Raw genomic sequence first — 14294 nt, 5'->3', positions numbered from 1 at the left:
ACACAAGGGAATCATAATGGGTGCGAGATTACAACATTAGCCCTTTGGGTAACTACGGAATAAGAACCTTTACAAGATAACTGCCCAATCAAACAAACAACCATTAAATATAATCCTCTGAAAGGGAGTGCTACTTATGTCAGACAGACCGATTAGCAATGAAGAGAGCGAACGTTACTACGACCGTTATCAGAGGTCCCGTGATATTCCACTGGAAACCGAAGTCCCTGAAGGTGACATAGACTCTTTTGATGAAGTTACGGGAAAACGTATCGATACCGAAGATAGAATGAATCCGCCCCTTGTAGCGGCTACGAAAGAACCGGAATTGGAGTCACGGACAGCGGAGCCTGCACTCGAATCCGTACCTGATGCTGACCTTATTCAACCGAATAGTCCAGTTGATCCCGCCGCACCCGACCCCAATGCCCTTCACGGGACAGATCTGCTGAACGGCGCTGGGGCGGATGCCAAACCGGAGGACGATATTCCACCACGGCGTTAATCCTCTTGTCACAGCCTGAATTAGGAGGTGCAGACACGATGAAGGATGATGATCACAAGCGACAAGTACATGAGCCCGATAATCTGGTAACCGAACGGGATATTGATCCGAATTTTGGATTGTTCACGGAAGATTCCTTTCCGGAAGCCCTAGCGGATGAGGATCAGCTTGATGCTGTTGAACATGCAATTCCGAAAGAGAAAGTTACCCGAAATGATTCATCTGAGGATGAATAGGAACGCGGACGCATTACAGACTAATGGGAATATAGGAAACCTCTTTGCTAAGAGGTTTCTTTTTGCTGAACCTTCCTAATAACAAAGACTGTATCCTGAAAAAGAGATGGCTACCGTATCCGTACGGTGCCATCCCCTCTCAAATATCCGATTAGCCATTTAAGGTTTTACGTTTTTGATTACTTCGCCAAAGGTTTGCCCGATCCCGGCAACTTCTCCTCCAGTCGGGACCATTTCGCCACAATGGCGGTGATCAGCAGCGCCACTCCATTGATGATAAAAATCCAGCGAATCGGCAACCAGCCACCGAGAACACCACCGATTATTGGCCCCGCCATCGTACCGATCTGGGAAGCCGACTGATTCAGGCTGAATGCTCTTCCCCGGAAGCCTGGTTCAGTCACTTGCACAATCATCGCATTAATCGCCGGGAATACCGCAGCGAAGAACAGTCCATACACAAAACGCAATATGCCGAATCCAATATAACCTGTAGTGAAAAACTGCAGGAGGTTACCAATCGCCCCACCAACGAGGCCAATGATCAGTACTTTGCCATACCCGATTCGCGAACCGATCTTACCCCAGCGCGGCGCCATAATGACCGTAGCTACACCAACCGCAGAGAAAATAATTCCCGAGCTGAGAGAAGCACGATCGGGCTGAATGCCCATTTCCATCACGTATACGGTCAATAATGGCTCCAGAATCATCACGGAGAAGGTACATATGCCCATCATGCCAAGTACCGTAATAAACAATCGATTGGCCCTGGCTTCACGGATGTCATCCATCACATGAGAACGTGCCTTGTTCCGGTTGAAGTTCTCTTCTTTGACCCAGAAGGTTGCGATCAACGCCGAGACCAATACTACGATGCTGGAAAATAAAAACGCATTCCGGTTGCCATAATAGTGGCTTACCACCCCACCAATTAACGGGCCGATTATACCTCCTGTTGCCCCGGCTGTAGACATGATACCGAGTGCATACCCTGTCTTCTCTTCCGGTGTGTTGGTACCGACCAGTGCAATCGCCGCCGGAACAAACCCCGCGAGCAATCCCTGAAACAAACGAACCACGATTAGCGAATATGGGTCCTGCACAAAATAATTGATCAAATACAAAACCGCAAGGCTGTATCCCGACCGGATCAGCATTGGCTTGCGCCCGTATTTGTCAGCCAGTGATCCCCAGAAGGGAGATACCAGCGCACTTGCCAGAAACGTGATGCCAAAGGCAAGCCCTGACCATAACTCCAGGTGATCACGAACGCCCAGATCGCCACTCAGAAACAAAGGCAGAAATGGGATGGAGATGGAATAAGCAGTGCTGCAGAAAAACACACCAATCCACAAAATCACCAGATTACGCTTCCACGAGAAGTCCATATACCCGCACGCCCTTTCCGTTACTGACGCCGGGACTGCCGTGTATTGGAGCGGACGGAACAGACCCGTACGTCCCTGACTGCGGAAGCATTTTCCTTATTTTACACCTCTGTAAGCATTTACACCATCCCTTGACGCCCACAATATCCTGCCTTGCATTGCCATCTTGTCCGCAAAAACGGTATGATAGTTGAGGGATTATCCGAAAATAATTCTGACTAAATATATTATGCAGAGATGCAAGGGGGAACGTTCTCATGTCTTTTCGGTGGAAAAAAACAACAGCTGTGTCGCTGGTTCTAGCGATGCTGCTTATCGTCATTAGTGGTTGTGGGCGCCCTGCAAGCAGTGCGACGGAAACACCTGCTCCAGTAGAGCCTACTGGTCCAAATCCTGTAGCCACAATTGAAATGTCAGATGGGCAGAAAATTGTCATCGAGCTCTATCCGGAGATTGCACCAAACACGGTGAACAATTTCATCTCACTCGCCAATAAAGGTTTCTATGACGGCCTGATCTTTCACCGCGTCATTCCAGGGTTCATGATTCAGGGTGGTGATCCAGATGGCAACGGTTCAGGAGGTCCAGGTTATGCAATCAAAGGGGAATTTACGTCTAATGGTCACAAAAATCACCTGAATCATACGCGTGGGGTTATCTCCATGGCGCGGACAAATGATTTGGACTCCGCAGGATCCCAGTTTTTCATCATGTTAGCGGATGCTGATTATCTGGATAATGCATATGCCACATTCGGTAAAGTTACAGAAGGCATGGACGTCGTTGACGGGATTGCGGCTCAACAAATAGGCGAACAAGACAAACCAGTTACCGATCAGGTAATGAAAAAAGTCACCGTCGACACCCACGGAGTAGAATATCCAGAACCGGTAAAAATGCCTTAACCTTCGGAACGGATCTTAGTTATCCATCTTAATTCACAACCTGTAAGACAAACAAAAGCTCTGTCCTGCGTATTCACGCAAGGCAGAGCTTTATTTAATGTTAACGTTTACATAAATGACTTTATAAAAAATGCCCTCTTCTGGCACAACTCTATATGCAGCAGCTCTGCAACCCGCTGATCTCAATACATCCATCCCATCAAACGCAACCAACCGATGATCGCAATCCATAGCGGACAGCTGAAAGCAACACCCCATGCAAGCCCTTTCAGTAAACTACGGTTTACTTCCACGAACAACGACTCCTTTCTCCAGGGAATAGTCGCAGTATCGGTAATAATATATGAATTTATACCCGTTTTCATTCGTCACGTAACCCCATATATCCTGCTTTTGTTCCGCAGTTTCATGGAATGGGTTTGGTGAACCTGATATAATATGTTTACTGAACGATGATGGAAGCTGATTCATGTTTTTGAGAGGAGATAATTCTATGGCAAAATCCAAAAAACACACCCCTGCTCCCAAAGCAGCACAGGATAAACCGACCACACTAAAGGATCTGCTGAGCAGTGATGTGTTAGAGAAATTGAAAGCTCAGGCTGATGAAGCTAAGGCTGCTGAGGCAGACCGCAAGGAGCAGGAACGACTGCAGGCGGAAGAAGTTCGTAAAGCTGAACAAAAGCGGAAAGATAATGATTTTGAGTACCTGTTGAACAACAGTTCGCTAGACTGGAAGAAACATAAGTAACTTTTGCAGCAATCAGATCATTATGATATCTAAACTACTGAAACAGGGCCGTGCAACGGTCCTGTTTTTTTGTATGGTGCATATGATTCATCACTCTTTAGTCGGGTATGTAGAGATAGAGAGTATACTGAGAATCCATACGATACGGAGGGATCAGGATGACTGAACAACGTTTGCAAGGGAAAGTCGCAATTGTAACAGGAGGTGGCTCAGGAATTGGTCAGGCAACAGCCATTCGTTTCGCTGAGCATGGGGCCAAAGTGTTCATGCTGGATCGGACCCCGGAGAATGCAGAGAAAACCAAACAAACGATTGAGAATGCAGGCGGAGAAGCCCACGTCATTGAATGTGATATATCCAAACCGGACAATGTGCAGAAAGCAATCAATCAGGTGGCAGAGCAAGCTGGACAGCTCGATATTGTATTTGCCAATGCGGGCATCAACGGCACGATGGCTCCAATTGAAACGATGGAACCTGAGGACTGGGATCAGACGATGGGCATCAATATGCGCGGCACGTTCGCAACTGTGAAGTACGCCATACCCCATTTGAAAGACCGCGGAGGAAGCATTATTATTACGAGTTCCATCAACGGTAACCGCGTATTCTCTGGCATCGGGTTCTCTGCATACGCTTCCAGTAAAGCAGGTCAGACGGCCTTTACGAAGATGGCTGCATTGGAACTGGCTCGTTACAAAATCCGTGTCAACGCTGTCTGTCCGGGGGCCATTGATACCAACATCGATGACAACACCTATCCTTCGGACGATCTGAAAGAAGTACAGATCCCGGTTGAATTTCCGGAAGGTCACGAACACCCACTCAAGGGTGAACCCGGAACGTCGAAGCAGGTTGCCAATGTGGTGCTTTTCCTCGCTTCCGATGAATCTTCCCATGTGACCGGTACCCGGATCTACGTGGATGGAGCGGAATCTTTGCTCCGCGGATAACATTAATATCGTGCTCATATGAGTTAACAGCCAAACATCCCGCAATGGTCTGGATATCCAGACTGCTGCGGGATGTTTGGCTTGATATATTTTTATAGCAGAACAAAGAAAAGAGTCCCGTGCTTACTTACCCATCGGTTTCAGATGACTTTTAACTAGGGCGTGTCTTCAAACTCAGGCAAGCCAAACCATAATGGATGCCAGAGTCAAAAAAGCCTTGAACGTACACGCTAATTTATCGTAGCGAGTGGCCAATCGACGATAGTTTTTCAATTTATTGAAGAAGCATTCTACTAAATGACGTTCTCTGTAGACCACTCGATCATAAGGTAGAATCTTTCGACGATTCTTCTTGCTTGGAATCACTGAAATCGCTTCTTGTTCGTCTAAAAGCGTCCGAATCGCATTCGTATCATACGCTCGATCGGCCAATACTTGCTTCATCGTCAGCTTCATAGCTTGAAGAAGCTCATAGCCCTGGACGGAGTCATGAGCTTCACCACCCGTTAATTCAAAACGAAGTGGGTAGCCTAGCGCATCGACCACGGCATGAATTTTGGTGCTTAGTCCACCGCGGGAACGTCCGATCGCTTGCTTGCTTTGCCCCCTTTTGCGCCCGATCCATGCTGGTGAACACGCACAATCGTGGCATCAATCATGATACTTTCCTCGTCAACATCCGAGGAAACACGCTCCAGCACCTCGTCCCAAATTCCTGCTTTCTGCCAACGCCGAAAGCGGGTATAGACGGATTTCCAATGGGGAAAGTGATCGGGTAAATCACGCCATGGGGCGCCTGAACGAGCAACCCAAAGCATTGCATTTAACATCGTTCGGTTGTCCAATGCGGGACGTCCTCCTTGTGGTTTTCGTTCAGGTGGAAACAAATCTTGGACTTGCTGCCATTGTGTATCTTTTATTTCGTATCTAGTATTCATCTAAATTACTTAACCCATGTATTACCATTTAAACAGTTTGAAGACACGCCCTAGAGCGCTGAACTCTTTCCTCTCTTCACTCGATTATTCAGCCGCTCCGGAATGGCAAAGAGCAGTACGTACATTAGGGAAAACATGACTAACGCCAGTACCTCTTCCCCAAGAATGTACAAGGGATAGGGGCCCAACATGTCGAGCACTGAAGGTGTATCCGGTTTGTGTCTCAGGAACATATAATTAGCGTCAAGCAGGACGTCCACGCCGTATACGACTAACGCAGCCACATTCACGAATATCATCGAACCCAGCACAGATCTCCAGCTTGGACGAAGCTGTTCTACCCAAGTCATATAGAGCAACGCCAGAATAATACAAGCGTGAGCCGTAAAAAATTGAATGAAACGAAAATGTGCATAAGCATAACCGAGATTAGGCGTTACGATCGCCATCAAGGCTCCTGCTATTCCTGCGAACAGCAATGCAGAATGCAGCAGTCTGCTGCGTATCAATAATAGCAGCGCCGATAACAATAGTGACAGACTGCATAACTCCAGCGGCAATGAAGTCTGTAGACTCCACACATCCCCATATACATACCAGAGCTGAAGCACAATCTCACAGCCGAACATGACACATGCCAAAGCGATCCGAAAGGTACGGCGTGTGTTGGATGAAAATGAGCGCAGCCAATTCCGAAATAGGAACATCAATATAACCAGTGCAGCAATCACACCGATCGCCCATAGGTGCGAAGTGGAAAACAGCATAAACGGTTCTGCATCATAAGGGTCTAGCCACTGAGGATAAGCCATGCGCCTCTTCTCTCCTTCTTATTACACGAACACAGTTTATCTCTTTAATGTTAACTTTTTCATTTTGTCATTGAATGAGTGCACTGTCCAGATGGAATTCTAAATTAGGATTGTATTTTAAATATCTTTATGTTAAGATAAATTCAATAACAAAACAAACAAAAAGTTAGTAACTTTCTTAACGGAATTATTATAAAAATAAATTAACCACCAGGAGGAATTTATAATGCAAATTAAAGGACTTCACCATGTATCTGCCCTGACCGCACACGCCGCTGAGAATTATCGGTTCTACACCAACGTCATGGGATTGCGATTGATCAAAAAAACAGTCAATCAGGATGATGTTTCGGTCTATCACCTCTTCTATGGAGATGAAAAAGGAAATCCGGGTACCGAGCTTACCTTCTTTGAAATCCCAATGGCCGGACAGACACGTGAAGGCGTGAACAGCATCTCAGCAACGTCACTTCGTGTTCCTAGCGATGCAGCCCTTGCGTACTGGCTACAGCGTTTTGATGAATTCGATGTTCCTCATGGAGAAATCACTGAACGCGGGGGGCGCGCCACTCTCTCGTTTACGGACTTTGAAGGACAACGTCTGATTCTGGTTTCTGATGAGCACAATACAGGTGTTGCAGGGGGCAAACCTTGGGATCAAAGTCCTGTACCTGTCGAGTATGGCATTGTAGGCTTAGGCCCAGTGCATCTTACCGTTAAAGATGCCTCCCTTACTACTCCAGTTCTTACCGAACTGCTCGGCTTCCGTCAAAAAGGGACCTATCCTGCTTTTGTCGCAGGCCAACCCGATGTACTTATCTTCGAATCCGGTGATGGTGGCAGTGGCTCCGAGGTGCATGTCGAAGAACGGAATGACCTTGCCCAAGAACGCCCTGGACGAGGCAGTGTACACCATGTTGCCTTCCGCGTAGATAATGAAGCAGAACTGAAACAGTGGGTGGAACGGGTTCATAATTTCCGATTCCCGAACTCCGGTTTCGTAGACCGTTTCTACTTCCGCTCCCTATACTTCCGTGAAGCCAATGGCATTCTGTTCGAGCTGGCAACCGATGGTCCCGGCTTCGACACGGATGAAGAACTGGCTCATCTTGGAGAGTCCCTGGCATTGCCTCCATTCCTTGAAGGTCGCCGTGCAGAGATTGAAGCGAATCTCAAACCGCTCGATACAGTTATTCGCTAACCTGATCTTACGTCCCAAAAGAACAAAAAAACGATTATCGCTATGCCAGTCCGGAACAACCGTCCGGCTAATCATAGGCGATAATCGTTTTTAATATCTCGTTTATTTTTTGGTTAAATATGAGGTCGTCAACGGAACAAACAGCGAGGAGCCCGGGGCTTCATCAACGATTTCAACAAAGATGAAATCCGTGTCTGCAACATCCACGTCTACCCCAATCAAACCGTCTTCAGGGGCAAGAGATACTGTCTTGAGCGTTGTATTGTTTTCGTCCATAATCTCAAGCTTCTGTGAACCGCCAAGAACAGCCAAATCGAGATGCAGCTTGGCATACTTTTTCTGGGTCATGACTTGGAAGCTCTTGCCTTGCTTGGCTGTGTCGGTATGCAGGTATACATCTTTGTAATCTTTGCCTTTATACGCCGTTTCGGCCGGATCCTTGGTATGCCAATCCGAGGTGCCCAAGGCTGCAGTTCCGAGCGAGCTTAATGTCAGCTTGCCAGTTTCGGATGGTGGTGCAGATCCATTATTGCTGCCAATGTTAACGGATGATGTTGCGCTATCATACGTAATTTCTGTACCGAGCAGCGTGCCGACTGCACGCACGGGCAAATAGGTCGTTCCGTTATAAGTAATTGGCAATACCGTTTTGCCATTGGCATCTTTGGCTGTTACTGTTGTCCCATTTAATTTCAGAGATATCTTGCTGTTCAAATACGCTTTGATCGGTTCCAGACCCGTTGCTGCAAGTGCCCCAGTGCCGATGCCGAGTGTTAGTGTACCCACCATTAAACCCAATACGACCTTCTTCTTCATGAATGATCCCTCCTAAAAGTATGAAATAGATGAGTTCCATCCTTTATACATTTAAACGACTAAAGTGTTTGTGTCAACCATTTCATGGTAAATCCCTGGAATAAAATTCGATTTTGGATAGCACAAAGTGAGGCTAAATGTACATCATTTTTTTCAGCCTCACCCGTTTCCCCCTATCATTTCAGACCGTGGGGACATATTTTTTTATCATTGTTCTCAGCAATTCCTCTTTTCGCTAAACACTCTAAACACTCGAATCAATCAAAAGATTCATAGTACTCATCTTCATACTCTTCCGTGCTGTATTCCAAGTCCACAGCCTGCCACTCGCCATCCTTATAGTCATAGGCAAAGTTCAAATCACCATCATATAAACCCATTCCGTATGCACCGGATGCCGACACAACCAACTTGCCATTCTCCACACTGTAATAAACAACACCGCCGAACTTGAGCTGCTCGTTATACACTCCCTCGCTTGTGTCTTCCTCCATCAGGGAAGGTTCTGAATGAACACCATCAACGGTAACGTTGATCGTCACCTGACCTGGTGTAACACTGACTTTCGAGTTTACATGCTGCTTTATAATCTCATCCAGTGATTGCATCTTCATCTCTTCCAGCGTCTCTGGATCGATAATATGCGCTTCACCCAGATAGATGCCTGTTCCATGACCGGCTGTAAACAACACAACAATCTCCTTCTTGCCATCTCCATTCAGATCCAGTTCGTGCACTTCAGGTTTGTAAGATCCGCCTTCTCCTTGCCATTTACTGAATTCACGTTTCTTGCCGTTCACTTCCAACACCATTCCGTTATATATATATCCTGAACCTTCAACTTTCATGGGGTATAGTCTTACATTCTCATTTTCCGGAGCAACCGAAACGTACTCTCCCTTAACAGGAATCGATTCCTTCGTTGTAAACGCTGCTTCATTCATTGTTTCTATATTGGAGGCCACGACCGCTGAGGTCTGGCTGGATTGATCATCTATGTTAAGCTGTTTTTGCGATTCATTCATGGTTCTGGCAGACGAAGTTGTACTAATCGTCGCTACCGCCAAAATAATCATCAGCAGGATACCTGTCCAAGTTTTCAATATGCTGGGCTCCTTAATCTGTAGTGGAATACTACCATTATATCTTCATTTATCGCCCAAGCGTTGCGAATTTGTTAATGTTTCATAAAAAAATCTTTACATATTTCAGTTTCTACGAAAGAACGTTCGGCTTTAACCATAATAAGCAAAAAAACACCCCGGAGACAGCTCAAGGCTGCATCCGAAATGCTTTCGTTTTGTCCAATAAACGATCTGTTAACTGTCTCAGCTCTTCAGCCGAGGATGAAATCTCCTGCATGATTGCTGTCTCTTCATGTGCCGCATCCATAATCCGTCTCGCCTCATCCGAGAACGATCCGGCTTTCCCTTGAATCTTTTTCACATGACCATGCGTTTGTTCCACGCGGCTGGTCTGTTCCCCAATTTTGGATCCGATTTCATGAGCGCCCTTCATAAACACTTCTACCGTACCTGTAAGCTCCTGCAACGTCTGATCAACAGAGATCGTGCGCTCGGATTCATTCACAACGAGGCCATGCTGTTCATGAATCAGTTGAGCTGTATCTTTAATCCGCTGCTGTACGCGGCTGATCAGCTCATTAATCCGATGCACCGATTGTTTACTCTCATCTGCCAGCTTACGAATCTGCTGAGCCACCACAGCAAAGCCCGATCCCTCTTCTCCTGCACGTGCAGCCTCAATGGAAGCATTCAGGGCAAGCAACCCTGTTTCCTCTGCAATGTTTTTGACGGACTGAGTAATGGCTTCAATATCCGAGGCTTCCTTCTCGAGCAGCACCATGATGTCACGGGAACGATTGTGAGATTCCGTCAGCTCGTCCATTCCTTTCATCAAAGAAGAGAAGGTCTGCTTCGTATGATCTACCGAACGTTCCATCTGGCCGGACATCTCTGTCATACCGATCGACTGACTGTGCATACGCTGAAAATCGTTCAACATTTCATCCGCTGTAATCAACGACTGATGTGATGTCGTCTTCTGCTCTTCCACACCCACAGCAATATGATCCACCGCATCAGACATCATCTCGATCTGCTCCGCTGCCTGGGCGATTGCTTCGCTAAGTGACTGGGCATTCTGTGAGGTTGTACGTGTACTATCTGTAATATCGTTTACAATACTTCTCAAATTGAAAACCATTACGCGAAAAGCATCATATAATACAGTAATTTCATCCTGTGTTCGCCGCTCTGGAATCTCGGCCGTCAAATCCCCCGATGAGACTTGTTGTGCCGCACGGGACAAATGCACAATTGGACGAGTCAACCAACGAGAGGCAAACCAGCCCAGAATCGCGTTCCAGCACACGCCCATGATGAGTACGATAGAGATATACAACCAGCTTGGCATGGAGAACGAGAGCCAGTCCTGAAGGAAAAATATAAAAAAGCCGCTAGTTCCGTACGTAATCAGTGAAATCAGTACCAAACCTGCGACGGTTTTTGCGCCTAAAGTCCATTTCATATTCACACCTCATAGTCCTTTTTTCCTATTTTACCAATAGATAACCAAATTACATGTGATTTAGATCACTGAAAACGACAATTAACCCCCATCTTATTCTTCATGCATGACTTCTCCTCTAAGTGGAGCATAATTGATAAGACGAGTTTTGACTGACTTAACCTTTAATCTGCCAAGGTGATATCCTTAATTTAAATTATTTATCGGCAAGAAGGGTGAAATGATTTAGGTTGGCATCCATTTTGCTTAAATGATATACTGAGTGCGCTTCGGCATTGCCGGAGCTGACCTATTTTTGGATGCCACTGGAGGCGAACGAAATGTCTACAATGTCCACAAGGACGGAGAAAGATTTTATTGGAGAAAAAGAAATTCCCGCTTATGCTTATTACGGAATACAGACGGTTCGGGCTGTAGAGAACTTCCCGATAACCGGCGTTCCTGTACACCGGGAACTGATTACAGCTCTGGCTGCGGTGAAAAAGGCTGCAGCAATCACGAATATGGAGCTGAAGATGCTGCCACGCAAAATTGGCGATGTCATCGTCATGGCTGCTGAAGAAATGATGAAAGGCCATCATCTGGATCATTTTATTGTTGACTCCATTCAGGGCGGTGCAGGCACCTCCATGAATATGAATATGAACGAAATTCTGGCCAATCGTGGACTGGAACTGTTATTGCAGAACAAGGGTGACTATTTCCACTGTAACCCGAATAACCATGTGAACATGTCCCAATCCACCAATGACGTGATCCCAACTGCACTGCGTATTGCTGCGTATCGGTTGTCCGAAACGCTGCTGGATACGATGAAACGTCTGCAGGATGCGTTCCGCAAAAAAGAACAGGAATTCAACGATGTAGTCAAAGTAGGTCGGACACATCTTCAGGATGCTGTGCCTATTCGCCTTGGACAAGAGTTCGGTGCCTATGCGCGCGTTATCGGACGTGATATTGAGCGTCTTGAGTTCGCAAATCGCCGCCTGCTCACCATTAACTTAGGTGCGACGGCTGTAGGCACAGGTCTCAACGCTAAACCGGAATACATCGTCAAAGTCACGGAGCATCTGTCCGATGTGACAGGATTGAATTTGCAAACGGCCGAGGATCTTGTGGATGCCACACAGAATACGGATGCTTATTTGGAATTGTCGGCTGCACTGAAAGTATGTGCTGTCAGTCTGTCCAAAATCTGTAACGATATTCGCATGATGGCTTCCGGTCCACGTGCAGGATTCAATGAGCTGCGTCTACCACCGCGTCAACCAGGTTCGTCCATTATGCCAGGCAAAGTGAATCCGGTTATGGCGGAAGTGATCAATCAGGTATCCTTCCAGGTTATGGGGAACGACCATACGATCTGCATGGCCTGTGAAGCGGGTCAATTCGAATTGAACGTCATGGGCCCTGTTATTGCGTTCAACTTGCTGCAATCGCTGAAAATCATGAATAACGGCATCGACGTCTTCACTCGTTATGCCGTTGAAGAAATGGAAGCAAACCGTGAGCGTTGTGCATTGATCATGAAGCAGAGCTTTAGTGTAATTACAGCGCTCAATCCACATCTGGGCTATGATGTGGCAGCCTCCATTGTGAAGGAAGCGTTGAAGACCGGAAACACCTTGCAGGAAATCATTCTGGAACGGGGTCTACTGACACCGGAAGAACTGGAAGAAATTTTGCATCCGGAGCAGATGACTACTCCTGGTATTGCAGGTGAGCACTTCCTGCACAATATGGAACGGTAGTAAGCTGTTTAAATTCAACTAATGAGTGTTTACATTGACACTCCGATGATAGTACAACCTTCCGATCGCTGTTAAGTCGGAACGAATAACCCCCGCAGACCGTTACCACGGCTCGCGGGGGTTACTTGTTTAGGATATATAATGAAGGCAAACGTCATTCATGCCCAGCGCTTCCGTTCAAGTGAAGGCAATATCTGAAGCTCTTCCCTGTATTTCGCAACCGTTCTGCGGGAGATAACGATGCCTTCATTCGCGAGCAATGCCGTGAGTTGGCTATCCGAGTATGGGCGTTCTGCCCGTTCAGAACGAATCAACTCTTTCAATCTGAGCTTCACCGCCGGCGCAGAGGCCATTTCTCCGTTCGTTGTTTCCAGACCTGAGGCAAAAAAAGCTTTGAGTTCAAAGACACCATGCGGTGTCTGAACATATTTCCCATTGACCGCACGGCTCACCGTCGACTCATGCATGCCGATGGCCTCGGCAATAATCGCCAGATTGAGCGGCTTCAAACCTGCAGGTCCTTCACGCAGAAAAGATTCCTGTTCGCTCATGATCGCCGCCAGAACACGCATCAGAGTTCGGCGACGCATGCGTACACTGCGAATGATCGCTCTCGCCTCTGCTGCCCGGCCTGACCAGACCACATCTGCATCAATCTCCTTGATCCAGCGGCAACAAGCTTCGTTCAGGGATACCCGCGGCACGCCCGCTGAATTCAACCTTAGAGAAAGCTCATCATTTCTTATCTGCACAACGGCATCCGGAATAATATAATGTGCACGTTCCGTACACCCGATAGATCGGCAAGGTTTCGGGTCCAAACAAGCAATATAGTCATAGGCTGCCTGAGCCTGCTGTGACGAAATCCCCAGTCTTGTTCCTGCTCTGCCTGGGTGGAAACGAACCAACTCCTCCAGACCTTTCGCCACCATGTGCTCCGCATGCTGGTTAGCTAATGGATCACGCCTAATCTGAAGCAACAAGCATTCACGCAAGTTGCGTGCTCCCACACCTGCCGGGTCCAGCGACTGGAGAATGTCCAGGGCTGCTTCAGCCTCAGGCATCGATATTCCCCTTACCGATGCAACCTCAGTCAATTCCATCGGTAGATAGCCATCATCGTTGACACAACCAGCCAAATATACAGCTGTTGTCTCCATTGCAGGCGGAAGATTCTGCAACCGAACCTGAGATATCAACAGATGTTCAAGTGTAGGTTCGGCGCCTTTCATCTGTAACAGCGGATCATAAGAGGAGAACCTCTCCTGATTTAATCGTCGGGGAAGACGGGTGCGCAGGGTAGAGGGCTCTTCTAGCTCAAGCACCGGATTTTCATCCGCGGCTTCCTGCAAATAACGAGCCAATTCCTGACCCGATAAGGTCAGCAGATGAATAGATTGCTTCATCTCCGGCGTAATGGATAATCGAATGCGCCCCTCCTGTACCAACTGAATTCCTAACATCCGTCTCCCCCCTTAAGTGCTG

The 14294-nt window shown here is 47.2% G+C and carries 14 protein-coding genes; 7 read left to right on the top strand and 7 right to left on the bottom strand.

All coding sequences use genetic code 11. From position 1 onward, the window contains the following. Positions 1–136 precede the first annotated feature (136 nt). Positions 137–505: a hypothetical protein gene (locus tag AC3ITG_RS05790; RefSeq protein ID WP_489253119.1), complete on the top strand. Its 369-nt coding sequence runs from the start codon at positions 137–139 to the stop codon at positions 503–505. 38 nt (positions 506–543) lie between these two features. After that, the gene (locus tag AC3ITG_RS05785) at positions 544–741 is read left to right on the top strand and encodes a hypothetical protein (RefSeq protein WP_413375873.1); all 198 of its coding nucleotides are present in this window, start codon (positions 544–546) and stop codon (positions 739–741) included. A 179-nt stretch (positions 742–920) separates the two neighbouring features. Here AC3ITG_RS05785 and AC3ITG_RS05780 read toward each other — a convergent pair whose 3' ends face one another. Further along, the gene (locus tag AC3ITG_RS05780; RefSeq protein ID WP_489253118.1) at positions 921–2132 is read right to left on the bottom strand and encodes an MFS transporter; all 1212 of its coding nucleotides are present in this window, start codon (positions 2130–2132) and stop codon (positions 921–923) included. A 257-nt stretch (positions 2133–2389) separates the two neighbouring features. Between AC3ITG_RS05780 and AC3ITG_RS05775 the strand changes: the two genes are divergently transcribed. The 3 genes from AC3ITG_RS05775 to AC3ITG_RS05765 all read left to right on the top strand — a co-directional run bounded on the left by AC3ITG_RS05775 (position 2390) and on the right by AC3ITG_RS05765 (position 4741). Then, on the top strand, positions 2390–3037 hold the full coding sequence (locus AC3ITG_RS05775) for a peptidylprolyl isomerase (RefSeq protein ID WP_489253117.1): 648 nt from the start codon (positions 2390–2392) through the stop codon (positions 3035–3037). A gap of 493 nt (positions 3038–3530) precedes the next feature. Continuing rightward, positions 3531–3788: a YqkE family protein gene (locus AC3ITG_RS05770; protein WP_413375869.1), complete on the top strand. Its 258-nt coding sequence runs from the start codon at positions 3531–3533 to the stop codon at positions 3786–3788. Positions 3789–3946: 158 nt separating this feature from the next. Beyond that, positions 3947–4741, top strand: coding sequence for an SDR family oxidoreductase (locus AC3ITG_RS05765; protein WP_413375867.1), 795 nt, complete (start codon positions 3947–3949; stop codon positions 4739–4741). Positions 4742–4915: 174 nt separating this feature from the next. On the opposite strand, the gene AC3ITG_RS05760 is transcribed toward AC3ITG_RS05765, so the two are convergent. Together AC3ITG_RS05760 and AC3ITG_RS05755 are read right to left on the bottom strand one after the other, a co-directional pair. Further along, positions 4916–5679, bottom strand: a protein-coding gene (locus AC3ITG_RS05760; RefSeq protein WP_489253116.1) for an IS5 family transposase whose coding sequence is annotated in 2 segments (ribosomal slippage) — positions 4916–5335 and positions 5338–5679 — 762 coding nt in all. Because the reading frame shifts where the segments join, the coding sequence is not laid out codon by codon here. Between the two features lie 50 nt (positions 5680–5729). Further along, a complete protein-coding gene (locus tag AC3ITG_RS05755; protein ID WP_489253115.1) occupies positions 5730–6491 on the bottom strand; it encodes a YwaF family protein in 762 nt (253 codons plus the stop codon). Between the two features lie 226 nt (positions 6492–6717). Between AC3ITG_RS05755 and AC3ITG_RS05750 the strand changes: the two genes are divergently transcribed. Beyond that, complete coding sequence (locus tag AC3ITG_RS05750) at positions 6718–7692, top strand: ring-cleaving dioxygenase (RefSeq protein WP_489253114.1); 975 nt, start codon at positions 6718–6720, stop codon at positions 7690–7692. A 102-nt stretch (positions 7693–7794) separates the two neighbouring features. Here the strand turns inward: AC3ITG_RS05750 and AC3ITG_RS05745 are convergent, their stop codons facing one another. The 3 genes from AC3ITG_RS05745 to AC3ITG_RS05735 all read right to left on the bottom strand — a co-directional run bounded on the left by AC3ITG_RS05745 (position 7795) and on the right by AC3ITG_RS05735 (position 11058). Continuing rightward, entirely contained in the window at positions 7795–8508 is a 714-nt protein-coding gene (locus AC3ITG_RS05745; protein WP_489253113.1) for a stalk domain-containing protein, read from the bottom strand. A 257-nt stretch (positions 8509–8765) separates the two neighbouring features. Beyond that, the gene (locus AC3ITG_RS05740) at positions 8766–9611 is read right to left on the bottom strand and encodes a hypothetical protein (protein ID WP_489253112.1); all 846 of its coding nucleotides are present in this window, start codon (positions 9609–9611) and stop codon (positions 8766–8768) included. Between the two features lie 169 nt (positions 9612–9780). Beyond that, on the bottom strand, positions 9781–11058 hold the full coding sequence (locus tag AC3ITG_RS05735; protein ID WP_489253111.1) for a methyl-accepting chemotaxis protein: 1278 nt from the start codon (positions 11056–11058) through the stop codon (positions 9781–9783). Positions 11059–11378: 320 nt separating this feature from the next. On the opposite strand from AC3ITG_RS05735, the gene AC3ITG_RS05730 reads away from it, so the two are divergent. Continuing rightward, entirely contained in the window at positions 11379–12809 is a 1431-nt protein-coding gene (locus AC3ITG_RS05730) for an aspartate ammonia-lyase (protein WP_063564614.1), read from the top strand. A 158-nt stretch (positions 12810–12967) separates the two neighbouring features. Here the strand turns inward: AC3ITG_RS05730 and rpoN are convergent, their stop codons facing one another. Beyond that, complete coding sequence (rpoN, locus tag AC3ITG_RS05725; protein ID WP_489253110.1) at positions 12968–14272, bottom strand: RNA polymerase factor sigma-54; 1305 nt, start codon at positions 14270–14272, stop codon at positions 12968–12970. Positions 14273–14294 lie beyond the last annotated feature (22 nt).

It is taken from the genome of Paenibacillus sp. GL_099_B, assembly GCF_057835695.1.
Note: the sequence above shows the minus strand (reverse complement) of the source record. Positions and strands in the feature narration are given on the sequence as shown.

Coding starts and splice junctions, on each gene's coding strand:
- AC3ITG_RS05780 (WP_489253118.1), bottom strand. CDS start 2,132: ATGGACTTCTCGTGGAAGCGTAATCTGGTGATTTTGTGGATTGGTGTG.
- AC3ITG_RS05785 (WP_413375873.1), top strand. CDS start 544: ATGAAGGATGATGATCACAAGCGACAAGTACATGAGCCCGATAATCTG.
- AC3ITG_RS05730 (WP_063564614.1), top strand. CDS start 11,379: ATGTCTACAATGTCCACAAGGACGGAGAAAGATTTTATTGGAGAAAAA.
- rpoN (WP_489253110.1), bottom strand. CDS start 14,272: ATGTTAGGAATTCAGTTGGTACAGGAGGGGCGCATTCGATTATCCATT.
- AC3ITG_RS05735 (WP_489253111.1), bottom strand. CDS start 11,058: ATGAAATGGACTTTAGGCGCAAAAACCGTCGCAGGTTTGGTACTGATT.
- AC3ITG_RS05745 (WP_489253113.1), bottom strand. CDS start 8,508: ATGAAGAAGAAGGTCGTATTGGGTTTAATGGTGGGTACACTAACACTC.
- AC3ITG_RS05750 (WP_489253114.1), top strand. CDS start 6,718: ATGCAAATTAAAGGACTTCACCATGTATCTGCCCTGACCGCACACGCC.
- AC3ITG_RS05765 (WP_413375867.1), top strand. CDS start 3,947: ATGACTGAACAACGTTTGCAAGGGAAAGTCGCAATTGTAACAGGAGGT.
- AC3ITG_RS05770 (WP_413375869.1), top strand. CDS start 3,531: ATGGCAAAATCCAAAAAACACACCCCTGCTCCCAAAGCAGCACAGGAT.
- AC3ITG_RS05755 (WP_489253115.1), bottom strand. CDS start 6,491: ATGGCTTATCCTCAGTGGCTAGACCCTTATGATGCAGAACCGTTTATG.
- AC3ITG_RS05790 (WP_489253119.1), top strand. CDS start 137: ATGTCAGACAGACCGATTAGCAATGAAGAGAGCGAACGTTACTACGAC.
- AC3ITG_RS05775 (WP_489253117.1), top strand. CDS start 2,390: ATGTCTTTTCGGTGGAAAAAAACAACAGCTGTGTCGCTGGTTCTAGCG.